This is a genomic window from Nonomuraea sediminis (assembly GCF_018531495.1).
Lineage (GTDB): Bacteria > Actinomycetota > Actinomycetes > Streptosporangiales > Streptosporangiaceae > Nonomuraea > Nonomuraea sediminis.
Genome location: NZ_JAHDTI010000001.1, coordinates 859,966 through 882,638, shown reverse-complemented (window position 1 = coordinate 882,638; position 22,673 = coordinate 859,966). Strand labels below are relative to the sequence as shown.

The window sequence follows — 22,673 nt, the reverse complement described above, 5'->3', positions numbered from 1 at the left end:
AGGCCTCCGCTCATTCCGGGTTGGGCGGAGGCCCCAGACAACAGAAGGCCCCCACCGGCGTTGGAGCGCCGGTGGGGTTCTTCCAGCTCAGACGCCTAATCTGACTAGGAGTCCTCGCCATGCAAGACCTTACGATCGCTTCCGGCCGTGCGCCAGCACGCTGGCCGCTCATCCTTCTCGCCCTCCCCGCCGGCGTCGCCACCTGGTCTGGCTGGGTCGGCCTCGGCGAACGCACCGGATTCGGACTCGTCAAGCCGCTGCCCGGCATCCTCGACTCACTGGAAATCAACACCGCGGTCACCCTGCCGATCGGTGTCGAGACGTACGCCGCCTACGCGCTCGGCGCCTGGCTCAACCGGTCTCCGCGGATCAGCGACGGCACCCGCCGCTTCGCCAAGTGGTCCGCGATCGGGTCGCTGGTGCTCGGCATGCTCGGCCAGGTCGCCTACCACCTGCTGGAGGTCTTCCAGCAGGCTCTCGCCCCCTGGGAAGTGACCACCGCGGTGTCCGCGCTGCCCGTCCTGGTGCTCGGGATGGGCGCCGGCCTCTCCCACATGATCAGCCGTGATCTGCACGCGCCAGCCGTACCCGACCCCGCACCGGCCGTACCCGTGGACGTATCCGAGCCGGCGCAGCCGGGCCCGGACGATGCCGAGGCGGCCCGCGCAGTCGAGGATCTGATCGCCTGGACGCACCGCGTCAGCGGCGGCATCCCGCCCCTCCCGCCGCTTGGAGAGGTGCGCGTACTCGACCCTGTACCCGAGGTCGACGAAGTGTGTACTTCCGCAGGTCACCACTACCGGGCGATGCTCGCGCAAGGAGAGATTCCGTCGATCCGGCAGCTGAAGAAGGAGCTTCGGATCGGCCAGGACCGTGCCGCCCAGGTGCAGGCGTACCTGTCCGCACTCGTCGACCGGCGCGAGGCGCTAGCGGTGACTCCGTGAGCGACACCTTCGAGCGCCCCCAGACACCGCCCGAGTTCTGGGTCAAGCCCAGCCGTACCCGGCGCGTGGTCCACCTCCTGCGCCAAGGCAAGTACGGCAGGCGCACCATCAAGTTCGTCGCCCGCTCCACCACCGCCCCCGCGGCCGGGACCGCACGACTCGCGACCACCGCCTGGCGGTGGATCCGCGCCGACGACTACGCAGGCACCGACGACCACATCTTCCGCGAGAGCGTCCGCACCCGCCGCCGCCGACAGGCGTGGATGCTCGGCCTGGCCTACCTCGGCTCGACCGCGGCGGGCACCGCTTGGTGGAGCACCACGACGCCGCTCGTGGCGCTCGCCGCCGTCGCCGGGCTCGGCACCGTGGTCGAGGTGCACAAGCGGATCGCGGCGCGGCCGATCCCGTTCAAGATTCCCGGCCGGAAGGGCGGCACCCCGCAGGAGAGCGTGGTGGTGCGCGCAGCGATCGACGCCAAGCTCGGCCGCGCCGAAGGCATGCGCCTGGCCGCGCCCGTGCTCACCGAGGACGGCGGCTGGTCGACCATCCTGCAGCTGCCGCCCGGCCAACGCGCCCGCAGCGCACTGGGGAGAGAGGCCGACTTCGCGTCCGCGCTCGGCGCCGGCGAGTCGCAGGTGGTGTTCGAGCTGATCGATGAGCACGCGGGCAGGTTGGCCATCTTCGTCGTCGTGCTGCTCGTCGGCCTGGTTGTCATGGCGCAGGTGTTCGCCAAGCTGGCCGCCTCGCTGCCGCAGTCGACGCCGAGCCCGCGAGCGCAGCCGAGCGTCGCGTCGCGCACGCCGTCGGAGGCGCAGGAGCGCGTCTACCTCGCCAAGCTGAAGGCGATCGATCCGGGCCTGGTGGTGAACACCGAGCGGGCGATCCGTCGTGCCGAGAACATCTGTGGCCGGATCCTGGACGGGGCCGATGGCGGCAAGCTGACGCTCGAGCAGTACGTCGTGCAGGAGTTGTCCGGCGGCAACGCCACGATCGACCAGGCACAGGCTCGGCAGGTGATCAAGGCGGTCAAGGTGTGGTGCCGCTAGCGGGCGCGGCCGATCTGCTCGCGGTACGGCAGACGCTTCAGCCCGTGCTCGTCGATGTGCTGACGCAACGCGGCCTGCCATTCGCGGACCTTCGCGCGGGCGACCTTCTCGGCGGCCGGGTCGATCGCCGCCTGCTCGCGGCGCTTCCACCGGCGGATATGCCGCTCGATGGCGCGTTGCCTCTGCTTGGCCTCATACCCTTCCGGGTTCGAGTTCGCGTTGCCGACCTTGGTGATGCCGGGCGTCCAGCGGCTCACGGAGTGTGTGCAGTTGGGGTGCATGAGCCCGGCCGCGCGCGCCTCAACCAGAGATCCGGCCACGTGGACGGTGACCATCTCGCCGTCGCGGGTCGCGTGCTCGACCTGGACATCGCCGCGGTTCTTGCCGGAGAGGGAGAGCACCTTGCGCTCCCACGGGCGGCACTTCGGGCACTCGCGCGGGCTATCGGACACGATGACCAGGTCGTCGCCAGCCTCGATGAGCCGGTCGGCGTGAGTCTGGACCGCAGCGGCCATGGTACCGGTGCGTGCCGCCATCTCCACGTAGGAGGCGAGCTCCCACCGGCGCCCGCCGCGGTCGACGAACCCGGCGATGCCGCGGTCAAGCAGCCGCTCCCACGCGTGTTGGGCGGCCTGCCGCCTGGTTTGGAGGCCGAGGAGCACGTCGGGGAGTGCAGCCTCGGCGATCACCTTGCGGTAGGCGTCGAGCTGCCAGCGCAGGATCTGCACATGTGTGGAACGCAGGGTCAGCGCCAGCTCGCGTGCCAGCCGTACCAGGGCCGGGTTGCCGGGGAGCGCCTGCCGTACCAGCCGGGCGCCCTGGCCGCGCGCGGGGGTGTCGCCGAGGCGGCCGGGCTCTTCGTCGGCCCGCCGTCCGCCGCGCTGTACGGCGAGGGCGATGGCCTGCCGTACAGCGTCGTCTGAGTCGATGGCCAACTTGGCGAGGATCCGCTGGGCTTGCATACGCAGCGCGGTGAGCGCGATGAGCTTCTCGGAGGCCCAACGTGGCGAGTCGATCCCGGCCTTGAGCGAGGTGGCGATGTCGCGGGCCAGCCGGAGTTCGGCGCGCTGGTACAGCTCGACGAGGGTGGCGACGAGGTCGTCGACGGTGGGCGCGGCCATCACGCCCCCTCAGGCGGTCTATCCTGCTGCGGCGGCCCGGTCTGCTGGCCAGGATCCTGCTGGAAGGCCGTCGACAGATCGGGAACCATGGCCTGCTGCGATTCGGTGATCCGGTCGACTTCCTCCTGCACCTCGGGGTCATCCCAGTCCGGATGGAGGAGCCTGACCTTGATCTCGGTGGAGACCGCCTCGGCCTGCGCGAGCAGATTGAGCGTCTCAGCCAGCGCCTTCGGGTCGGTGGCGACCCCGTCGGGCCATTCCAGAGACGGCCGCTCGGGGACGACGCCGGAGCCGAAGATGACGTCATCGATGGCGAGCAACGCGGTCACGGCGTCGCCGACGCCGCGCTTGTTGTAGCCGATCTTCTTCGACCGGGTCGTGTAGGAGCGCTCCTGCCGGGCGACGACCTCGGTGGCGGTGACGGCGGCGTCGCCCTCTCCGCCGAAGGTCTGCACCGAGTAGCCGGCGCCGCGCACGGCCTGCTCCAGCCAGTCGGCGGCGGTGGCGCGGTGCTCTTCGTGCCGGATGAGGAACTGCTGCGGCGAGATCTCCATCTTGTCGTCGCCGCCGAGCACGTTGAGGCTCTCGTACAGCTCCTGCTCGACGTCGAACGCGGCGCCCTGGCCGCGGCCCTGGCTCTGCAGGTACGAGGTCGGGACGATCAGTCTCGCCTTGGCCAGGCGGATGTCCCTGCGCCAGGAGGAGTAAACCTCGTCGAGGCCGTCGAGCATGGGCTCGATGCCCTGGAGGTCGCTGCGGCCGAGATAGGCCGCGGCGGGGACGTTGCGCCAGATCCGATTGGGTCTGATGTTCGGGATGTAGGAGGCGGTCAGCATCGGGATGCGGGTCTCGATCGCGCCCTGCTCCGTCACCACTTCGGCGAGGTAGGCGGTGGCCTCGTGCTCGGTGAGCGGGATCTGGTGGCCGAGGTCGTCACAGGTGCCTTCGTACAGGCCGTGCAGGATCACGCCCGGCTCGTGCCGCTCGAGGTGGCGGACGACGATGTCGCCGTCGTCGGCTAGGACGCGCCAGAACGTGACCGCGGTGAGGACGCCGTAGCGGAACTCGGGGATGGCGCTGTCGGCGTGGACGGCGGCGAGCCATGGGCCTTCGGGGCGGAGCTTCTTGTCCCAGCAGACTCGCAGGTAGACGCCGGAGAGGCCTGAGGCGAGCTCGGCGGACTCCAGGAGGGTGGAGTGGAGGTCTGAGTCCTCGATGAGCTGTTCCAGGCGGGCTTGGGTGGTCTTGTCGTCTGACTTGATGGAGATCATCTCGCCGTAGAGCAGGTTCGCGCTGGTGGCCGCGATATCGCTCGCCAGCGGCACGTGCAGTTTCGTGCGGGGCTGGGCTCCGGTGGGGCGGGTGCCCCAGAACCAGCGCTCCAGCTTGCGTCCGACGGTGGCCCGCCAGCCGCCGCGCTCGCTAGCGAAGAATCCGGTGGTGTCGTTGGCGCGTTGGCCGCCGTAGACGCCAGCGAGGGCGTCGGGGTCGCCGCTGTACCAGGCGCTCCACTCGGCGAGCTTGGGGATGATGGGTGCGATTGCTGGGGGCGGCCAGGTGCCGCCGCTCGGCAGCGGCATCGGGTTCTCCTAGAGAGGCTGAGCTGCGGCGATGCCGCACACTATCAATTTTCAACGAATTCCCGGGACAATTAAGGCGTTCTATTAGCGCAATTGAATAGGAACTCGAAAATGCACTGTTTTGAAATTCTGTGGCGCTCGCCTCGTCGCCGGGAGAGGGTCCAGGCCGACCGCGTAGACCCGCGGTACGGCTTCTACGACTTCTACCGCGACGGTCAGGTGGTCAAGAGCGTCCGGAGGGCTTCGGTCGACGGCATCACGCAGCTCGGGTAGTCCGCCACCGAATTCGGGTCGGCCGACGCTGTGGGTGTCGGCCGACCTCGGACTTCATGGCCTTGGGGATTGCTTGCGGGAAGTAAAGATTCCCCAAGTTACCGGCGCGTAGAGCGGTGCTCGCTTAATGCCCGTCTGGCCGCGCAGCCACGGTCCAGTTACTCGGCACGCGCACACTCTGCGCGTCCTCCATGCTGAAGGTGACGAGGGGATCGGTCACCAGGAGCACAACTGCGACCGACGATGTCCTGTGATGTGATCAAGCTGCCGAGTGAGCGACCGTCCATCCCCGATAGGCAGGCGAGACACACACCACGATGAGCCACGGCCAATTCGGCGTGGCCCAACGGAAGGTGTGCGTCATGCACGGGTTCTGGGGTCGTAGTCGTCCTGTCTCCGTCGAGGTCGCTGCCCGCCGGGCCCGTTGGCGGAGGCGCCTCTGGGTAGCCGTCCAGGTCACTGCGGCGCTCCTGACGATCTTGTGGAACGGGGTGCAGCTTATGAGGATGCTCTAGCCCGCACCGACCTAGGCAGTGGCGAGGACGGGCTCGCGCAGATGGTGGCGCCAGATCGACTGCGTCGTGTGAGCCGCGTACCGGATCATGTCCAGGCCGTGGTCAGCCACCTTCACGGGCGCGTCCTCGCCCTTCTCGGCCTTCTCCTCATCCCAGGAGTAGCCAGGAAACTCGGCGATGATCTCCGGGCACGTGGCGGCGATCTTCAGTCGGTCGGTGGCCAGCAGCGAGGCCACGGTGCGGAGGCCGGGCAGCACCTCGTTGTCCCCGAGCGTTGAGGCGAGCCCGTCCTGGTGCAGCTGAACCCGGAAGCTTGCCGCGCTCGGGTCGACGACGACGTACGGTGGGCGCTCCCCAGTCGAGTCGAGCCAGGCCCGGAATCGGGAGCTGTACTCGACGTCCGTCAGCTGTCGGTACTGGCGCTTGCTGTCGTACCGCCACTCGTGGGTCAGGTACAGGCGCCCATCCGCCGCGAGGCCGAGCCGCCCGGCGTGGAACGGGTTCGTCGTGCCATAGTCGGCCGCCGCGCTGATCCACTGGACGATCGGCGGCACCACACTGACGATGTGCCGGGCCGGGTCCCACATGTCGTAGATAGCGCCCGTCGCCAGGCACCACTCGCCGTCTATGAACCGGCGCCGCCACAGGCCAACGTACTGGGCCATGAGCAGGTCGATGTACGACCGCTCCAGGCTCGGGTTGTCGTGCAGCGTGAAGTGCCAGTGCCGTACCCCGACCTCAGCGCCGCGGAGGATGAAGTCGGTGCGCAACCAGTGCGCCGGCCCGTCCGGGTTCGTCGTCGCCAGCAGCTTCGCGCCCGGGACGCGCAGGCGGGAGAGCAGCATCATCCAGAACGACTGCGGCACCAGCGTGGCCTCGTCGACGTAGGCGAGCGCGATGGTCGAGCCGCGGATGCGGCCTTCAGCGCGGACGTCGCTGGCGCCGATGAGGTGGACGGTGCGGCCGAGGATGACCGCGGTCGTCGAGCCGGTGGTGTGGTGGACCTGCCCGGCCAGGAAGCCGAACAGCACGCTGGACTGGAGCGGGTCGATGATGTTGCGCTCGATGGTCTGCAGGGTGCGGCCGACGATGACGACCAGGCCGTGGTCGGGGGCGCGCATGACCGCGATCAGGAAGGCCAGGAGCGAGGCGATGGTCTTGCCAGAGGAGACGGCGCCGGCCCAGAGCGCGATCTGCGGCGTGGCCAGGGCGCCGACGACGCTGCGCAGCTGCTTGGGCGACAGGACGCGGCCGAGCTTGTCGAGGTTCATCCCTCGTCCGGCGGCAGGTGCTCGGCGGCCACCTCGAGCGCCTCGGCGATCGCGCTGAGCATGCTGCGGGCTTCGCTCGCGCCGCTGTTCGCGTCGTAGTCGAGGAGGCGCATGCTCTTGTCGACGGCAAGGCCGACGCTGGCGAGGATGTCGCGCTTATCGCGGAATGGCGGCTCGTTGACCAGCTCGCTGCTGTAGACGTTCTCGCGCCCGCCGAACGAGTGGATGGTGCAGGGTTCCCAGAGCTGCTTGCGGAGGCGCTCGGCGTCGCCGAGGAGGTCGAGGGCGAGCTTGCTGCGGCGTGCGCGGGCGTCGTCGACGCGGGCCTGCGTGGCTTGCCGGGTCTGCTTGCGGTCGAAGCTCAGGCTCATGTCGGCGGCGGCTCGGCTGATGGTGGAGCGGTCGCGGCCGAGCTCTCTCGCGATCTGGTTGCAGCCGTGGCCCGCGGCGTGGAGGTCGCGGATCTGCTGGCGCTCGTCGTCGGTGAGGGGGGTGGAGGCCACGTGCACCTCCTGCCTAGTTCTCAAGCGAGCAGGTCCCATGCCGAGTTACGTTCGAACATGGCCTTCAACATGCCCGATGCCAACTACGGCCGCCTCGACACGGAGATCGCAGAATTGTGCCGACGTCTGGATCTGCTCGACGATGCTCGCCAGGGCGATGATGAGGAAGTTGCGGAGCTGATGATCTTGGCTGCGGCGGTCAAGACGCTGTGGGACTCGCTCGATGAGCACTGCCGAGGTGGTGGGCTGCCTCGGGTGTGGCGGGATCGAACGCCGCGACCGCCGGAACCGGAGCAGTCGTACTACACCGGCCCGTTTTCGCGCACGCCGAAGACGCCTCGATCATGAGTTATCCACAGGCTTGGTGTCAAGCCACATCAGTACCTGGAAGTCAGCACCTGCTTGGTGGCTTCAGAGCCCATCGTCATCCAGTTGCTCCAGACGATCCGGCCATTCGCCAGCTCTACGCCGATGCGGCAACGCCCGCCATGGGCGGGATGGGCCGGAGATTCGACCCCGTGGGTGCGCCACTTGGCTTGCGAAATCCCCTTGAGCGTGTGCTGGGTGTCGCCGATCAGGCCGATCTCGCGCGGCGGGTTGAGGCCGTCATCACCGTGGAATCGTACGACCTGGACTTCTCCGGCGCGGTGGTTGCTCACGATCACGTTGACGTACGTCATTCGGCGTGAACCATGGGGATAGTCTTCGAGCGTCTCGGTCGTAGCTGTCGCAGACACTTTGATCTTGTATCCGCCTCGCTTGAACGCGAGCCATGCGACGAAAAAGCTTCCTGCTGCGATCAGGATGCCTGCGGCTCCAAGGATCCTGGCGAACGCGTCCGGTTCCGCAGTTGCAGCTAACGACACGAGGTTCATGAGGTAATCGTCCTGGCATGTCCTCGGTCCGTCTCTGCAGCGCGCACGTGTCTCGCCAACCGTGCCCATTCCGATATCGGCCAGCAGGGTTGCCCGCCCACCACGTGCCCACCTCGCGCTGGGGCGGCTCACAGATGCCGTGGCAGACGATGGCGATCTGGCCGCCGGGAAGGTCGACCACGCGCCAGGTGTGTGTGCCGCCGGCGGGTGTCTCGGGCGTACGGCCGCCGCACCAGGGGCAGACCACCCTGACCAGCTGGCCGGTGTAGAGCATGGCCAACGCTCGGGCCACCTGCTCGTACATGCCGTGGATGCGGGGTTCGGCCCAGTCGTGCCATGGGCCGGGCTCGCCGAGGTCGTCGTGCTCGTCGACCAGGCGGGCGCGGGCGTAAGCGAGGTACGGGCGGGCGTCGAGGTTGCCCAGGCCGGGCGGGGCCGGCGCCGGGCCGATGCTGAACTCGCCGAGCTCTGAGCCGTCGTGTTGCCGATGGGCGCCCAGTGCTCGTCTCCGCCCTTCTCCGTGATGCACAGCCGCTTGCCTCGCAGATCTACATCGTCAAGGCGGAGACCGGCGATCCCGCTCACCCGCATACCGTTGTCGATCAGCGTGAGGATGATCGCCGTGTCGCGGCGAGACGCGAAGTCGCGCCCCTTGCACACCTCCAGGAGCCGCCCGATCTCCTCGAGAGTGAGGTACTTGCGGGCCTTGCGCGGCACGCGCGGCCGGTCGGCCTTGAGCACGGGGGAGAAGGTGCTCCGCTCGTCCTCGGCGATGATCCAGGAGAACCACACACCGAGGTACGAGTGGGCGGCCGCCGCTGTCGGCAGGCCGGCCCGCTCCCGCTCATGCACCAGGAACGCGCGCACCTCGTCGGCAGCGACGCGCTCCGCGTCGTCCACGGCGGCCTGGTCCTCGAGGAAGCCCGCGAAGCGGTACGCGACCCGCAGGTACGCCTCGATCGTGGTAGGGGCCTTGTTCGCGGCGCGCAGGGCCAGCTCCCACGAGGGGATCAGGGCCCTCATGGGTGTGCCACGCGGCACGGTGGGCTGCTTGCGTTTGGCGGGGCGGCGGCGTTCGCGCGAGACGAAGTCGATGACGTTGTCGGGCATGCTCGGCTCCTCGTGTCGTGGCGATGGACCGGTTTTCGCTTAAGCCGGGGAGGGCTGATTATTCGTTCCATCACCTGTGTGCGACTCGCCGCCAAAATTCTTGGAGGCGATTTGCGCCCCGGATGCTGCCCTCGACCAGGCACGATAAGAACCGCGTCAGGGCTCTCAGACTCCTCCGATCAACGGTTTAACCTGCACTTACGCGGCTCTTGACACCCTTGGGTCATCGGGACTTGAGGAGATGAGATGAACGCGAACGAGCCTCACGAGCAGGGGACGGGCGGCTGGAGCCAGTTCGGTGCCACGCCGCCCTCCGCCGGGGGCTTCCCCCGGCGGGAAACGGTGATCATGGACGTGCCCGCGCCGCCGCCTCCCGCGCCGCCGAGGAAGCCGGGCTTCACGGGCACGCAGAAGGCGGTCGCCGGGCTCGCGCTGGCGGCCGTGGCATTCGGCGGCGGCGTCGCAGGGGCCGTCGTCGCCAACTCCTTCCGCAGCGAGCCCGTGGTGGCCGCGGCGCCGAGCCCGGTGTTCAAGTCGGCGTCGAACCAGTACACCGTGGCCCAGGTGGCGGCCAAGGTGCAGCCGTCGGTCGTGGCGATCCAGCTGGCCAACGTGGGCGGCTCGGGTGTGGTGCTGTCCCCGGACGGCCTGATCCTGACCAACAACCACGTCGTGGCCTCGGCGGCCAACGGCAGCCCCATCACGGTCAAGTTCAGCGACGGCAAGACCGCCAAGGCGAAGGTCGTCGGCACCGACCCGGCCACGGACCTGGCCGTCATCAGGGCGCAGGACGTCTCCGACCTGACCCCGCTCCCGCTGGGCAACAGCGACAACCTCAAGGTCGGTGACGCGGTGCTGGCCATCGGCAGCCCGCTCGGCCTGGACGGGTCGGTCACCGCCGGCATCGTCAGCGCGCTCAACCGCACCCTCAGGGAGGGAGACGACGAGCAGCAGCAGCAGGTGCCGCCGGGCTGGGGGCAGTCCCAGCAACAGCAGCAGGAACCGTCGCAGCCGACCACGATCGGCGACGCCATCCAGACCGACGCCGCCATCAACCCGGGCAACTCCGGCGGCGCCCTGGTCAACGCCGCCGGGCAGCTCGTCGGGATCAACACCGCGATCGCCACGCAGGGCAGCACCGGCAACATCGGCGTCGGCTTCGCCATCCCCGTCAACACGGCCAAGCAGGTCGCCGACCAGCTGGTCAAGGACGGCAAGGCCACCCACGCCTTCCTCGGCGTCAGCGTCACCGACGCCACGGGCGACGTGCCGGGAGCGCTGATCCGTCAGGTCACCTCGGGAAGCCCCGCCGACAAGGCGGGCCTCAAACAAGGCGACCTGATTACCAAGATTGGCGACAAGACGGTTGACGGTGGCGATACCGTTGTTGGCCAGGTCAGAGGTTTCAAACCGGGCCAACAGGTCAAGATCACATATATGAGGGACGGCAAGCCCAACGAGGTGACCGTCACCCTCGAAGAGAAGAAATAACTGGACCCCCTCATGGACGGGTGCGTCGTCGAGATCGCTGCGGACTCGGCGACGCACCCCCCGTAAGCGGTCTCACGAGAAGCGGCGGCCCTCGTCACGGCGATAGGCCCAGGCGGCGGCCGCCCCGGCGACCACGGTCCACACTCCCAGCATCACGATGGGCAGCGCCTTGACCGGGTGGTCGGTGGTGACCGACCAGATCAGCTCGACCATGCCGCGGCTGGGCACGTACGGCGACACGGCGGCGATCAGCGACGGCATCTGCATCGGGTTGCCGAGCAGCCCGCCCAGGATCGCGATGGGGAAGAACAGGATCTGCGAGACCGCGATGGCGGCCTTGGGCGGCAGCAGGTAGCCCACCAGCAGCCCGAGCAGCATGAACGGCACCGACCCCGCCAGCAGCGCCACCACCCCGGCCACCAGCCCGAGCACGGTGATCCGCGCCGAGGTCAGCACCCCGGCGATCACCAGCACCGGGATGACCGACAGCAGCGAGATCGCCATCGTCGTCAGGATCCGCCCGGCGAAGCGCGGGAACGGGCCGGCGGGCAGCGTCCGCAGGTAGGCGTCCCACGGCTGCAGGCGGTCCTGCGCCACCGAGATGCCCAGCCCGATCAGCGACGACGACATCGCGCCGAAGGCCATCATCGACCCGGTGGCCAGCGTCGAGGCGAGCGGATCGTCGGCCGCGAAGGGCACCACGAACGCCAGCATCGCCGCCGCGGGGAAGAACGCGCTCGCCACGATCCCGATCGGCACCCTGAGCTGCTCCAGGAACTGGTAGCGGGTGTGGCTGAGGATCAGGCTAGACATCGGCGGTCTCCTTGGCGGTGATGGCGAGGAAGGCGTCCTCGAGCGTGGTCGGCTGGATCTCCAGCCCGGTGAACGGCACGCCGCTGCGCACCAGGTCGACCACCAGCCGGTCGGAGTCGCCGGTGACCAGGTGGAAGCGCCCGTCCTCGCGGGTGGAGCCGAGCACGCCGGGCAGCGGAGGCAGGCTGTCGGCGCTCAGCGTGACCTTGCGCACCCCCGCCATGTCGCGCACGGCCTGCATGGTGTCGTCCACCAGCAGCCGGCCGTGCCCCACGACCACCACCCGCTGCGCGAGCGCCTCGATCTCCTCCAGGTAGTGGCTGGTCAGCACCACGGTGCCGCCGTCGGCGTGGAAGGCCCTGATCCCGTCCCACAGCGCCCGGCGGGCCTCGACGTCCAGGCCGGTGGTGGGCTCGTCGAGGAAGACGATCCTGGGCTCGCCCGTGAAGGCCAGTGCCACCGCCAGCCGCCGCTTCTGCCCGCCTGACAGCCCGCCGATCTGCCGCTTCACCAGGTCTTCCAGCCCGAACCTGGCCAGCAGCGCGGCCTTGGCCTCCGGCGTACGGCCGGCGCCGGAGAAGTGGGCGGCCACGAAGTCCACCACCTCGCCCACGCGCAGCGCCTCGGGCAGCCCGGTCTCCTGGGGCGTCACGCCGATGCCCCGCCGTACCGCGGGGTCCGACGGCGCGCCGCCGAGCAGCTCGACCTGCCCGGACGTGGGCTTGCGCAGGCCGACGAACAGGTTGATCAACGTGGACTTGCCCGCCCCGTTGGGGCCGAGTAAGCCGACCAGCTCGCCCGCGCGGATGTCGAGCGAGACCCGGTCGAGCGCGAGCACGTCGCCGTAGCGGCGGCTGACCTCGACGGTCCTGGCCAATGTGGTCAAGGGGTACCTCCAGCGGTGTCGAGCAGGGCGCGGATGGCCAGCGTGTACTCCTCGAAGGCCAGCCGTCCGCGGCGGGTGAGAGCGATGTAGGTGACGGGGGTGCGGCCCTTGTGCGTCTTGGTGATCTCGATGTAGCCGGCCTCTTCCAGCTTGGTCAGGTGCACCGAGAGGTTTCCCGCGGTCATCCCGAGCACGTCCTTCAGCCCGGGAAAGGCCAGGCTGTCGCCTTCGGCGAGCGTGTTGAGCGTGGCCACGACGCGCAGCCTGGCCTGCGCGTGAATGACCGGGTCGAGCTCCGGGATCACGCCCGCCACCGCATCAGGCTGCCCGCCACGATCGTGCCGCCGCCCGTCAGGAGCGACAGCAGCAGCGCCTGCACGCCCGGCGCGAAGTTGACGGCCACCCCGTCGACCAGCATGACCCAGCAGCCGAGCAGGAACATCGGCCACTCGCGGCCGAGCGCGCCGCCCGCCATGTAGAGCATCCCGGTGACCAGCATGGCCAGCGCGGTGGAGATCTGGGCCATCTGGGTGTCGGAGAGCATCGGGCCCAGGCGCATGTCGACGAAGCCGACGACGAGGAAGCCCGCCATCCAGATCGAGCCCCACATCGCCCAGCTCTTGGAGGACTCGCCACGGATGCGGCCCGCCGAGCGGCGGATGGCCAGGATCATCACGGCCAGCGCCACGACCTGCAGGCCCATCAGCACCGTGAGCGAGAGCTGCCAGCCGATCGGGACCAGTGCGTGCCCGTCGAGGCCGTAGGTCAGGAAGAACGCGCCGAAGCCGACCAGCCAGGCCACGCCCCACGGCACGTACGTCAGCAGCGGGTCGGGCGACAGCCGCCGCACGGCTTCTGCCTGCTGCTGCTCGATGAGCCGCATCATCTCCGCCGGAGTCGACGGCAGCTGATCGTTCACGACAACCTCCTCAAACTGGTTTGCAATATAAACCTGCCTGCATCGCAAACTCAAGCCGGGAGATACCAGGCTGTCACCGCCGGGTCAGGACCTCGGATTCCCACAGGTCGCGGTAGTAGCCGGGGACGGCCACGAGCTCGTCGTGCCGCCCGCGCTGGATGACCCGCCCGTCCTCGAGCACGATGATCTCGTCGACCTGCTCGAGCCCCTTGAGCCGGTGCGTGACCAGCAGCGTCGTGCGGTCGTGCGTCACGTCGAGCAGGTCGGCCATCAGCGCGTCGGCGGTCTGCTCGTCCAGCGCCTCGGCGGGCTCGTCGAGCAGCAGCACCGGCGGGTCGTACAGCAGCGCGCGGGCCAGCGCCAGCCGCTGCAACTGCCCGCCGGACACGGTCCTGCCGTCCTCGCCCAGCTGCGCGTCCCATCCCGTCCGCTCGACCCACCGGTCAAGCCGGGCATCCCGTACGGCTGCCGCCAGCTCGCCGTCGCCGGACCCGGGACCGGCCAGGCGCAGGTTGTCCCTGAGCGTGGTCTGGAAGATGTACGGGTCCTGCGTGAGCCCGGTCATCAGCGTCCGGATGTCGTCGGAGTCCAGCGCGCGAGCATCGACCCCATTGATCCGGATATTTCCGGACTCGGGCTCGACGAGGCGCATCAGCGCGGCCAGGATCGTGCTCTTGCCCGCCCCGCTCGGCCCGACGATCGCCACCCGCCTGCCCGGCGTCAGCGTGAGCGACACCCCGTCCACGGCGAGCGTCTCGGCGTGCCGTACGACCAGGTCCTGGACCTCGACCGTGAGCGGCGCGGCGGGGACCGGCGCCGGGGAGGCCGGCTCGGTGATCGCGGCGGGGGCGGAGCCGATCTCGCGCAGGCGGCGCAGCGCGGCGGTGATCCCGGCCAGCCGCTCGCCGGCGGCGGCCAGCGGCAGCACCGGCTCGAAGGAAACCAGGGCGGTCAGCGCCAGCACGGCCGTGGCCACGGTGTCCGCGCCCGTGGACTGGGCGAGCAGCACGATCGCGGCCACCGTCAGGCCCTGGAGCAGGGTCCCGCCGCCCAGGGCGAGCGCGTGCACGCGGGCCTGGCGCTTCTCCAGCGCGGCCAGCTCGGCGTCGGCGTCCATGGCCTGGGCCCGGGCGCGGTCGGTGGCGTTGTAGGCGGCCAGGTCGGCCGAGCCGTGCACCAGGTCGGCCACGCGGGCCGCCAGCGCGGCGCGGGCGGGCGCGATCCTGGAGGCCCAGCGGCGCGCGGCGGCCGCGGTGAGCGCGGGCAGCAGCAGCCCGGCCAGGGCCAGCCCGGCCAGCAGCACCAGCGCGGCGACCGGCAGCACCGACAGCGCGACGCCGACGGCGGCCAGCCCCGCGATCAGCGCGGCCGAGGCGGGCAGCAGGCACCGCACCAGCAGGTCCTGGGCCGCCTCGGTGTCGTCGACCATCCGGCTGAGCAGGTCGGCGCCGCCCTGGCGGGGCTGCCTGGGCGGGATGAGCGCCTGGTAGAGGCGTTCGCGGGTGCCCGCCTGGGCGCGCAGCGCGACGTCGTGCCCGGTGAGGCGTTCGGCGTAGCGGAAGACGCCCTTGCTCGTGGCGAACGCCCTGGTCGCCACGATCGCCACGCTGAGCGCGGCCAGCGGCGGCTGCTCGGCGGCGCGCGTGATCAGCCACGCCGCCGCCGCGATGAGGCCGAGCCCAGCCAGATCGGCGGCGGCCCCGGCCAGCACGGCCCACACCAGCCGCCGGCCCATCCCCTTCAGCAGGCCCTTCATGCCGTCCTCCCCGCGGTCGTCCCGGAGACCACGCGGCCCTCATGGATGCGGATCACCCGGTCCGCCAGGTCGATCATGGCGGGCCGGTGGGCCACGATCACCGCGGTGCGGTCCTGGGCCAGCGCCTTGGTGGCCGCGACGACGGCCGCCTCGCTGCGGCCGTCCAGGCGGGCGGTGGGCTCGTCGAGCAGCAGCACCGAGGTGTCGGGGCGGCAGAAGGCCCTGGCCAGGGCGATGCGCTGGCGCTGTCCCGCCGACAGGTTCGCGCCGCGCTCGCCGACCACGGTGTCGTAGCCGCCGGGCAGGGCCTCGACGAAGCCGGCGGCGTGGGCGGCCGCGGCGGCCTGCCGTACCGACTCCAGGGAGGCGGAGGGGGCGCCGAGGCGGATGTTGTCCAGGACGGACGTGGTGAACAGGTGCGGCCGTTGCGGGACGAACGCCAGCCGGGCCCGCCAGGAGTCCAGGTCGAGCGTGGCCAGGTCGACGCCGTCGACCAGCACCCGGCCCCGCGTCGGTATGACGAAGCCGAGGATCAGATGCAGGAGCGTGCTCTTGCCGCCGCCGCTCTCGCCCACCAGCGCCACCCGCTCGCCCGGCGAGATCGTCAGCGAGACGTCCTCCAGGGCGGGGGCGTCGCGGTCGGGGTACTGGACGGTCACGTTCTCCAGCCGGATCTCCGGCGTGCCCGTGGGGCTCGGCAGTGTCCCCTCCTGGTCCGGCGCGGAGGCGTCCAGGACGGCGAAGGCGGCGTCGGCCGCGGCCACGCCCTCCATCGAGGCGTGGAAGCGGGTGCCCATCATGCGCAGCGGCAGGTAGGCCTCCGGGGCGAGCAGCAGCACCAGCAGCCCGGTGGTCAGGTCGAGCGAGCCGCCGAGCAGCCGCAGCCCGATCGGGACCGCCACCAGCGCCAGCGACAGCGACGCGCACAGCTCGAGCACCAGCGACGACAGGAACGCCACCCGCAGCGTCCGCATCGTGGCCGAGCGGTGCGCGTCTGCGACCTGCCTGATCACCTCGGCCTGGTAGCGGGCCCGGCCGAAGGCGCGCAGCGTGGGCAGCCCGCGCACCACGTCGAGGAAGTGGCCGCCCAGCCGCGACAGCGCGTGGAACTGCCGCTCCGTCACGGTCTTGGTGGTCATGCCGACCAGCGCGCCGAAGATCGGGATCAGCGGCAGCGTGACCAGCACGATCAGCGCGCTGGTCAGGTCCGCGGCGAACAGCCTGATCAGCACCGCCAGCGGCACCACCGCGGCCACCGCGATCGAGGGCAGGTAGCCGGTCAGGTAGGGATCGAGCCGGTCCAGGCCGCGCCCGGCGAGCGTGACCAGCTCGCCGGAGCGGTGGCCGGCCAGGCGGGCGGGGCCCAGCTCGCCGAGCCTGCCGAGCAGCCGTCCGCGCAGCGCCGACTTCACGCCGGTGGCGGTGCGCCCCGCGAACGCGCCCTGTGTCCAGGCCAGCAGTGCCCGCACGCCCACCACGGCCGCCAGCCCAGCCAGCGCCACGGTGGTGAACCTGCCCGACAGCACCCCGGCCAGCAGTTCCGCCTGCACCAGGACCAGCAGGCCCGCGAGTACGGCCGCTGCCAGCGTCACCATCAGGTGGCGTCGCACCGACTGCTCGGCTCGCATGAGCCGCAGAAGATCTTTATGCACGTGCCCTCAGAAGAACGACGGTGTCCTTACGGCGCCCTTGGCGAAGGTGCGCCACACCCATACTTGCGCGATGAGCACGATGGGCGCGAACGGCAACGCCATGACACTGAGCACATTCAGCGTCTCCGCCGGTGCGCTGTGCCCCACCAGGTACGGCGCGGCGGCGCCGAGCACCACCAGCGCGGGAGCCGCCGCCAGCAACCCGGAGACCACCAGGGCCCTGCCTGACCGGTCGGCTCCCAGGCCGAGGAACCCGGGCAGCCGCCAGCCGAGGAACGTCCACCCGTGGAAGGCGAACAGCCCGGTCGTGACCAGCCCGCTCATCAACGCGACGGGCCAGGCGGCGAACCCGGTGGCCACGCCGTACAGCGCCACGCCCCAGCCGAAGGCCAGCCCCAGCGAGCCGAGCGTGATCATCGAGGTCCAGAACCGCTGCCAGCCGGGCGCGTCGATCCTGCGGCGGAACCACAGCCCGGCATCGCGCAGGATCCAGCCGACCAGCATCCCCACCACGACCGGGTAGAGGCCGAACAGCATCTCACCCTCGAGCATCGGGTAGACGCCGAGCAGCGCGCCCGCCGTCGCGACCAGCCACACCTCGTTGGCCAGCACGAACGGCGCGATCGAGGCGACCATGCGGTCCTTGTCGGCCTTCGACTCGCCCAGGAACGGCAGCAGCAGCCCCACCCCCAGGTCGAACCCCTCGAGCGCGAAGTAGCCGCCGAGCAGCACCGCGAACAGGACGAACCACACCGCTTCCATCGTGAACCTCCTAGTAGCTCAGCGCCGGTTCTTCCACGGCGGTGCCCAGTGACAGATTCGAAGGGCCGCGCCGTACCAGCCGCGCGATGAGCAGGTAGTCGACGACCGCGAGCAGCCCGAGCACGCCCACGAAGCCGACCAGCGAGACCGTGACCATGCCCGGCGTCAACCCGGGCGTCATCGCGTCCGCCACGCTGAGCTTCTTCCACACCATCCACGGCTGCCGCCCGAGCTCCCTGGCCAGCCAGCCGAGGGTCGACACCAGGAACGGCACCGGCGTCAGCCCGATCAGCAGCGGGTGCGTCCACCGCCAGCGCGGCAGGAAGTACACCAGCGGCAGCATGACGAACAGCACGAGGAGCATCAGCAGGTCGCCCGCGAGCAGCATGATGGCCAGCGGCATCCCGCCCATCGAGCCTTCCTTGAACTTGCCCTCCTGCAGCCCGACGAACTGGGCGTATCCGGCGACGACGGCCACGAAAATGCCAATCGCCGCGGTGACCACGCCCGTCCGCATCGACTTGGTGAAGAAGACCTTCTCCTCGGTACGGCGGCGCAACTGGTAGGCGCTGGCGCCCACCATCACCATGCCGCCGGTGAAGATCGCGGCCCCGATGACGTGCGGGAAGGAGGCCACCAGCGTCGAGTTCGTCAGCAGCGCGCCGAAGTCGGTCAGCTGCAGCCGGTCGCCCACCTGCACGGCGCCCACCGGCTTCTGCAGGAAGGAGTTGGCGACCATGATGTAGAAGGCGCTGGCGTAGGCGGTCAGCGTCACCAGCCAGATGCACGCCAGGTGCAGCTTTTTGGGCAGCCGCCCCCAGCCGAAGATCCACAATCCCAGGAACGTGGACTCCAGGAAGAAGGCCACCAGCGTCTCCATCGCCAGCGGCGCGCCGAACACGTCGCCCGCGTAGTGCGACAGGCCCGCCCACGACAGGCCGAACTGGAACTCCATCACCAGCCCCGTGACGATGCCCAGCGCGTAGTTGACGACGTAGATCTGTCCCCAGAACCGCGTCATGCCCTCGTGCAGGGGGCTGCCCGTGAGCACCCAGCGCGTGTTCAGCAACGCCACCAGCGGCGCCAGCCCCAACGTGAGCACGACGAACAGGAAGTGCAGGCTTCCCGTCGCCGCGAACTGCAACCGCGCCAGATCGAGTACATCCATCGCGTCACTCCGTCTTCAGTGTGCCTGTCTACATGTAGGTAGCCTACATGTAGGGAGGCTATAAGATGCACACATGAACTCGGATGCGCTCCGCGGGCACATGGACGCACTGCTGCTGTCAGTGGTGGAGCACGAGCCGCTGCACGGCTACGCCATCATCGAGGCGTTGCAGGAGCGCAGCGGGGGAGCGCTGAGTGTGCCGACGGGCACGGTGTATCCCGCGCTGCGCAGGCTGGAGCGGATCGGGTTCCTGGCCAGCGAGTGGGCCACGGTGGGCGGGCGCAAGCGGCGCACCTACCGGCTGACCGACTCGGGCAGGAAGCAACTGGAGGGCGAGCGGTCGGCCTGGGCCGAGTTCACCGCGGTGATCGGGAGCGTGCTCGGGCCGGAGGTCAAGCCGTCCGGGTGATGCGCATGCAGCGCACCGCGCCGTAGAGCTGCAGGCCCCAGAAGGCGGACGTGACCAGGTTCGCCAGCAGCGCGGGCAGGAAGGTCGAGGCGTTCGGCGGCACGCCAGGGCCGTACGACAGCAGGAGGCCCAGCCCTCCGACGATCGGCAGCATCGCCCACACCAGGATCCCCAGCGACCGCGTCACCAGGTGCGGCCTGCGGATCCAGCGGGCGCCCCTGGCCAGCGCCAGCAGCGCCAGCCCGCCGTACAGGCCGGTGGCCAGTTGCAGGACGTCGATCAGGCGGGAGACCAGTGAGTACCAGCCCGGCTTGTGCGCCCACGCCACCGGGTCGCCGGGGAAGATGCGCCAGACCACCGACCACATGATCACGGTGAGCGGCACGCTGATGAACAGCAGCAGCCCCATGCGCCGCCCCGCGCAGGCGGTCAGCTCGCTCTGGTAGCCGGGCGCGATCTCTGCCACGGCGCCGAAGTCGGCGACCGCGCGGCGCTCGGCCTCCAGCCGGTCGAGCCCCTCGGCCTCCAGCGCCTCCGCGGCGTCGGCCAGGCTGTCACGGGCCTCGACGACCAGGTCGCGCTTGGGGCCCTCCGGTCCTGACAGAGCTCGCCCGAGATCGGCCATGTAGTCGTCGATCAGCATGGGGACAAGTCTACGGAGGGTGGGTTCGGAGATCCATCCGGGTTTTCCCTGAGATGCTTGATGTGTAGGAATTTTCCTACGTATATTGGTCGGCATGTACATCTCCTCCATAGCCGCGCTGACGGTGCCCGTCTCCGACCAGGACCGGGCGCTCGAGTTCTACAGCGACGTGCTCGGGTTCGAAGTGCGGTCCGACAACCCGTTCCCGCACGGGCGCTGGCTAACCGTCGCGCCCAAGGGGTGCGAGACCACGTTGCTGCTTGCCTCCTGGTTCCCCGGCAAGCAGCCGCTCGGCGGCACCGTGCTGTACACCTCCGACATCGACGGGCTCGCCGCCAGGCTCCGCGACAACGGCGTGGACCTCGAGGGGCCCACCGACGAGCCCTGGGGCCGCCAGCTGCTCTTCCACGACCCCTTCGGCAACGGGTACGCCGTCACCCAGCCATAGGATCTCCCGTGTGACCGCCGACCACGTGTTCACCGCGCTCGCCAGCCCGGCGCGCAGGGAACTCCTTCGCCTGCTGCGCGAGGAGGGAGCCCAGCCCGCCGGGCGCCTGGCCGAGCACTTCGACATGAGCCGGCCCAGCGTCTCCGAGCACCTCAAGGTGCTCAAGGACGCCGGGCTGGTCGCCGAGACCCGGCACGGCAGGGAACGGCACTACCGGCTCGAGGCGGCGCCGCTCATGGAGATCCGCGACTGGCTCACGCCCTACGAGCGCTTCTGGCGCGAGAAGCTCTCCTCGCTCGACAGCCTGCTGGACTCGCTGGATGACTGACGAGCTCCGCGCCATCCGGCTCGACCAGTACCTGGCGCACCCGCCCGCCAAGGTGTGGCGGGCGCTGACCGAACCCGAGCTCCTGGCCCGCTGGCTGATGCCCAACGACTTCAGGGCCGAGGTCGGTCACCGCTTCACCTTCACCACCCATCCGCGGCCCAACGCGGGCTTCGACGGGATCGTGTACTGCCAGGTGCTCGAGCTGGATCCGGAGCGGCTGCTCAAGATCAGCTGGAGCGACGGCGGGAAGGCCGACTGGACCGTCACCTGGCGCCTGGAGGCCGAGGGCAAGGGCACGCGCCTCTTCCTCGACCACGAGGGCTTCGACCCCGACGATCCTGTGCAGCAGATGTCGCGCCGCATCATGGGCGGCGGTTGGCGCTCGGGCCATTTCCGCGCCATCGAAGCCATCCTGGAGGACCTGGACGCGGCATGATCGCCCGCCTAGGATGCGGGATTCGTGCGAATGATCATCGCGCTCGTCCTCCTCGGCCTCGCCGCGACCGGCGCCGGCATCGCCGGACTGTTACACGAGATGACCCGAGCGCCCACCGGGGCGGAACTCGCCGCGGCGGCCAAGGCGGCCAAGGCCGATCGCTGGCGGCGCTGGCCGCCTGACAAGATCTTCCCTGCTGTCCTGGACGACGCCACCCGGCTCGGCGCCGTCCAGCAGACCACGTGCGACGCCGTGCTGGACACGGAAAAGCTGCCGCTGGCGCGCAAGTTCGGCTGCCGCGGCGCCGTCCGCGCCACCTACGCCGACAGCTCAGGCCTGGTCGTCGGCACCGTCGTGGTGCTGTCGATGAGGGACCCCACCGCGGCCTCCGAAGCCAGGTTCGCCGGGAACTGGCTCGACGGCGGCGTCCGGGCGCTCACCGTGCCGGGGACCCTGGCCCACCGGTTCGGCGACGCCCAGCGCCAGGGCTACGCGGTGGACCACCGGGGCTCATACCTCGTGCTCTCCACCGCCGGCTTCGCCGACGGCAGGGGGAGCGCGGAGGGCGAGTACGAGGACATGCCGGGCTCCGTCATCGCCGTCGAGGACCTCGCCGCGCGGCTGGACGTGCCGTGCCCTGCCAAGGAGCCAGTGGAATGCTGACCACCTTCGTGGCCGCGGGGCTGTGCGCCCTGATGGTGTCGCCCGCCCAGCAACTGTCAGAGGACTTCGCCGAGGCCCGCCGCACGACCGACGGGCGCGGGACGACCGTTGCCGTCCTGTCGGCAGGCGTACGGCCCGGCCTCAGGAACCTGGACCGCGGCAAGGACCTGGTCAAGCGGCCACGAGAGGCCAGGATCTCGGGCACGCTCGCCGCGTCGGTGCTGTCGCGCCTCGCGCCCGGCGCCCGGCTGCTGTCCGTACGGATCCGGCCCGAGGAGGAGGACTTCCCCGACGGGGCCAAGGGGCTGAGGAAGTGGAGCGACAACGTCTTCGGCGACAAGATCTTCGCCGCGGGCGTCCGGTGGGCCACCGACCACGGCGCGAACGTGATCTGGACCGACTACGGCCCGGACGGCTACGACTCCGAAGCGGCCGACGCCGTGGACTACGCGGCCGAGCACGGCGCCGTCGTGGTGGCGGCGGCCACCGTGTGGGTGGCCAAGCCCGGCAACGATCCTGACGACTACCCCCGCTCGCTGGACCTGCCGGGCGCGATCGAGGTCGGCACCGCCAACGGCAAGGGCGTGGTCGCGCTCGGCAGCCGCGAGCGCACCGACCCCGTGCTCGTCTCCGCGCCCGGTGCCAAGATCCACGCCGCCGGCCCCGAGGGCACGTCGTGGACCATGTGGGGAGGGAGCGCCGCCTCGCTCCACGTGGGGGCTGCCGCCGCGCTGGTCAAGTCCAAGTTCCCCAGCCTGCGGCCCGCGCTGGTCGCCTCCGCGCTCGGTGCCTCGGCCCGCGGCGCCGGGCACCGTTACGATCCCGCGGGGGGCTTCGGGCTGGTCAATCCCGCCGGGGCGCTGGAGGAGGCGGGCAGGCTCACCGCCATGAAACCGGCGGCCGAGCCGGTCCGGTGGCGGCCGCCGGAGGCGATCACGGTGGTGCGGCCGGATCCGCTGAAGGTCGCCGGTTACTCGGCCGCGATCCTGCTCGGGCTCGCCGCGCTCGGGCTGGCCTGGTTGAGGCGCCGAAGGCTCTGATGACCAGGTCGCGGTGAACCT

The 22,673-nt window shown here is 70.3% G+C and carries 25 protein-coding genes; 11 read left to right on the top strand and 14 right to left on the bottom strand.

All coding sequences use genetic code 11. The features are described from left to right. Positions 1 to 119 precede the first annotated feature (119 nt). Together KIK09_RS04160 and KIK09_RS04155 are read left to right on the top strand one after the other, a co-directional pair. A complete protein-coding gene (locus tag KIK09_RS04160) occupies positions 120 to 944 on the top strand; it encodes a hypothetical protein (RefSeq protein WP_214317268.1) in 825 nt (274 codons plus the stop codon). Beyond that, positions 941 to 1,990 carry a hypothetical protein gene (locus KIK09_RS04155; protein WP_214317267.1) on the top strand — a complete coding sequence of 350 codons (1,050 nt, stop codon included), beginning with the start codon at positions 941 to 943 and terminating at the stop codon, positions 1,988 to 1,990. The genes KIK09_RS04160 and KIK09_RS04155 overlap by 4 nt, the downstream gene beginning before the upstream one ends. On the opposite strand, the gene KIK09_RS04150 is transcribed toward KIK09_RS04155, so the two are convergent. Beyond that, positions 1,987 to 3,111, bottom strand: coding sequence for a phage minor capsid protein (locus KIK09_RS04150; protein ID WP_214317266.1), 1,125 nt, complete (start codon positions 3,109 to 3,111; stop codon positions 1,987 to 1,989). The genes KIK09_RS04155 and KIK09_RS04150 overlap by 4 nt on opposite strands. After that, positions 3,111 to 4,691: a hypothetical protein gene (locus tag KIK09_RS04145; protein ID WP_214317265.1), complete on the bottom strand. Its 1,581-nt coding sequence runs from the start codon at positions 4,689 to 4,691 to the stop codon at positions 3,111 to 3,113. Before KIK09_RS04145 ends, KIK09_RS04150 begins: the two co-directional genes overlap by 1 nt. Before the next feature lie 111 nt (positions 4,692 to 4,802). Between KIK09_RS04145 and KIK09_RS04140 the strand changes: the two genes are divergently transcribed. Further along, the gene (locus KIK09_RS04140) at positions 4,803 to 4,964 is read left to right on the top strand and encodes a hypothetical protein (RefSeq protein WP_214317264.1); all 162 of its coding nucleotides are present in this window, start codon (positions 4,803 to 4,805) and stop codon (positions 4,962 to 4,964) included. A gap of 526 nt (positions 4,965 to 5,490) precedes the next feature. On the opposite strand, the gene KIK09_RS04135 is transcribed toward KIK09_RS04140, so the two are convergent. Together KIK09_RS04135 and KIK09_RS04130 are read right to left on the bottom strand one after the other, a co-directional pair. After that, positions 5,491 to 6,750: a PBSX family phage terminase large subunit gene (locus tag KIK09_RS04135; RefSeq protein ID WP_214317263.1), complete on the bottom strand. Its 1,260-nt coding sequence runs from the start codon at positions 6,748 to 6,750 to the stop codon at positions 5,491 to 5,493. Further along, on the bottom strand, positions 6,747 to 7,253 hold the full coding sequence (locus KIK09_RS04130; protein ID WP_214317262.1) for a helix-turn-helix domain-containing protein: 507 nt from the start codon (positions 7,251 to 7,253) through the stop codon (positions 6,747 to 6,749). Before KIK09_RS04130 ends, KIK09_RS04135 begins: the two co-directional genes overlap by 4 nt. A 57-nt stretch (positions 7,254 to 7,310) precedes the next feature. Here KIK09_RS04130 and KIK09_RS04125 point away from each other — a divergent pair, with 57 nt between their 5' ends. Beyond that, the gene (locus tag KIK09_RS04125) at positions 7,311 to 7,601 is read left to right on the top strand and encodes a hypothetical protein (RefSeq protein WP_214317261.1); all 291 of its coding nucleotides are present in this window, start codon (positions 7,311 to 7,313) and stop codon (positions 7,599 to 7,601) included. Between the two features lie 29 nt (positions 7,602 to 7,630). Here KIK09_RS04125 and KIK09_RS04120 read toward each other — a convergent pair whose 3' ends face one another. Then, on the bottom strand, positions 7,631 to 9,238 hold the full coding sequence (locus KIK09_RS04120) for a tyrosine-type recombinase/integrase (RefSeq protein ID WP_214317260.1): 1,608 nt from the start codon (positions 9,236 to 9,238) through the stop codon (positions 7,631 to 7,633). 246 nt (positions 9,239 to 9,484) lie between these two features. On the opposite strand from KIK09_RS04120, the gene KIK09_RS04115 reads away from it, so the two are divergent. Beyond that, the gene (locus KIK09_RS04115) at positions 9,485 to 10,729 is read left to right on the top strand and encodes a S1C family serine protease (RefSeq protein WP_214317259.1); all 1,245 of its coding nucleotides are present in this window, start codon (positions 9,485 to 9,487) and stop codon (positions 10,727 to 10,729) included. Between the two features lie 72 nt (positions 10,730 to 10,801). Here KIK09_RS04115 and KIK09_RS04110 read toward each other — a convergent pair whose 3' ends face one another. The 8 genes from KIK09_RS04110 to KIK09_RS04075 all read right to left on the bottom strand — a co-directional run bounded on the left by KIK09_RS04110 (position 10,802) and on the right by KIK09_RS04075 (position 18,685). Then, positions 10,802 to 11,542, bottom strand: coding sequence for an ABC transporter permease (locus KIK09_RS04110; protein WP_214317258.1), 741 nt, complete (start codon positions 11,540 to 11,542; stop codon positions 10,802 to 10,804). After that, positions 11,535 to 12,428 carry an ABC transporter ATP-binding protein gene (locus tag KIK09_RS04105; protein ID WP_214317257.1) on the bottom strand — a complete coding sequence of 298 codons (894 nt, stop codon included), beginning with the start codon at positions 12,426 to 12,428 and terminating at the stop codon, positions 11,535 to 11,537. The genes KIK09_RS04110 and KIK09_RS04105 overlap by 8 nt, the downstream gene beginning before the upstream one ends. Next, on the bottom strand, positions 12,425 to 12,742 hold the full coding sequence (locus KIK09_RS04100) for a transcriptional regulator (protein ID WP_214317256.1): 318 nt from the start codon (positions 12,740 to 12,742) through the stop codon (positions 12,425 to 12,427). The genes KIK09_RS04105 and KIK09_RS04100 overlap by 4 nt, the downstream gene beginning before the upstream one ends. Continuing rightward, positions 12,730 to 13,347 (bottom strand): hypothetical protein, encoded by a 618-nt coding sequence (locus tag KIK09_RS04095; protein WP_214317255.1) that lies wholly within the window; start codon positions 13,345 to 13,347, stop codon positions 12,730 to 12,732. The genes KIK09_RS04100 and KIK09_RS04095 overlap by 13 nt, the downstream gene beginning before the upstream one ends. Positions 13,348 to 13,420: 73 nt before the next feature. Continuing rightward, positions 13,421 to 15,103 (bottom strand): thiol reductant ABC exporter subunit CydC, encoded by a 1,683-nt coding sequence (gene cydC, locus KIK09_RS04090; protein ID WP_214317254.1) that lies wholly within the window; start codon positions 15,101 to 15,103, stop codon positions 13,421 to 13,423. Next, a complete protein-coding gene (gene cydD / locus KIK09_RS04085; protein WP_250572506.1) occupies positions 15,100 to 16,731 on the bottom strand; it encodes a thiol reductant ABC exporter subunit CydD in 1,632 nt (543 codons plus the stop codon). Before cydD ends, cydC begins: the two co-directional genes overlap by 4 nt. A 30-nt stretch (positions 16,732 to 16,761) precedes the next feature. Then, on the bottom strand, positions 16,762 to 17,517 hold the full coding sequence (locus KIK09_RS04080; protein WP_214317252.1) for a cytochrome d ubiquinol oxidase subunit II: 756 nt from the start codon (positions 17,515 to 17,517) through the stop codon (positions 16,762 to 16,764). A gap of 10 nt (positions 17,518 to 17,527) precedes the next feature. Then, the gene (locus KIK09_RS04075) at positions 17,528 to 18,685 is read right to left on the bottom strand and encodes a cytochrome ubiquinol oxidase subunit I (RefSeq protein WP_214317251.1); all 1,158 of its coding nucleotides are present in this window, start codon (positions 18,683 to 18,685) and stop codon (positions 17,528 to 17,530) included. A gap of 73 nt (positions 18,686 to 18,758) precedes the next feature. Between KIK09_RS04075 and KIK09_RS04070 the strand changes: the two genes are divergently transcribed. Beyond that, a complete protein-coding gene (locus KIK09_RS04070; protein WP_214317250.1) occupies positions 18,759 to 19,094 on the top strand; it encodes a helix-turn-helix transcriptional regulator in 336 nt (111 codons plus the stop codon). On the opposite strand, the gene KIK09_RS04065 is transcribed toward KIK09_RS04070, so the two are convergent. Beyond that, positions 19,078 to 19,737 carry a permease prefix domain 1-containing protein gene (locus KIK09_RS04065; RefSeq protein WP_214317249.1) on the bottom strand — a complete coding sequence of 220 codons (660 nt, stop codon included), beginning with the start codon at positions 19,735 to 19,737 and terminating at the stop codon, positions 19,078 to 19,080. The genes KIK09_RS04070 and KIK09_RS04065 overlap by 17 nt on opposite strands. 94 nt (positions 19,738 to 19,831) lie before the next feature. Between KIK09_RS04065 and KIK09_RS04060 the strand changes: the two genes are divergently transcribed. Genes KIK09_RS04060 through KIK09_RS04040 form a run of 5 tightly spaced genes read left to right on the top strand, consistent with a single transcriptional unit; the run spans position 19,832 to position 22,652 of the window. Beyond that, complete coding sequence (locus KIK09_RS04060; protein WP_214317248.1) at positions 19,832 to 20,185, top strand: VOC family protein; 354 nt, start codon at positions 19,832 to 19,834, stop codon at positions 20,183 to 20,185. Between the two features lie 10 nt (positions 20,186 to 20,195). Beyond that, on the top strand, positions 20,196 to 20,513 hold the full coding sequence (locus KIK09_RS04055) for an ArsR/SmtB family transcription factor (protein WP_214317247.1): 318 nt from the start codon (positions 20,196 to 20,198) through the stop codon (positions 20,511 to 20,513). After that, on the top strand, positions 20,506 to 20,949 hold the full coding sequence (locus tag KIK09_RS04050) for an SRPBCC family protein (protein ID WP_214317246.1): 444 nt from the start codon (positions 20,506 to 20,508) through the stop codon (positions 20,947 to 20,949). The genes KIK09_RS04055 and KIK09_RS04050 overlap by 8 nt, the downstream gene beginning before the upstream one ends. 24 nt (positions 20,950 to 20,973) lie before the next feature. Beyond that, positions 20,974 to 21,612 (top strand): hypothetical protein, encoded by a 639-nt coding sequence (locus tag KIK09_RS04045; protein ID WP_214317245.1) that lies wholly within the window; start codon positions 20,974 to 20,976, stop codon positions 21,610 to 21,612. Further along, positions 21,606 to 22,652 (top strand): S8 family serine peptidase, encoded by a 1,047-nt coding sequence (locus KIK09_RS04040; protein WP_214317244.1) that lies wholly within the window; start codon positions 21,606 to 21,608, stop codon positions 22,650 to 22,652. The genes KIK09_RS04045 and KIK09_RS04040 overlap by 7 nt, the downstream gene beginning before the upstream one ends. The last annotated feature ends 21 nt before the right edge of the window (positions 22,653 to 22,673 follow it).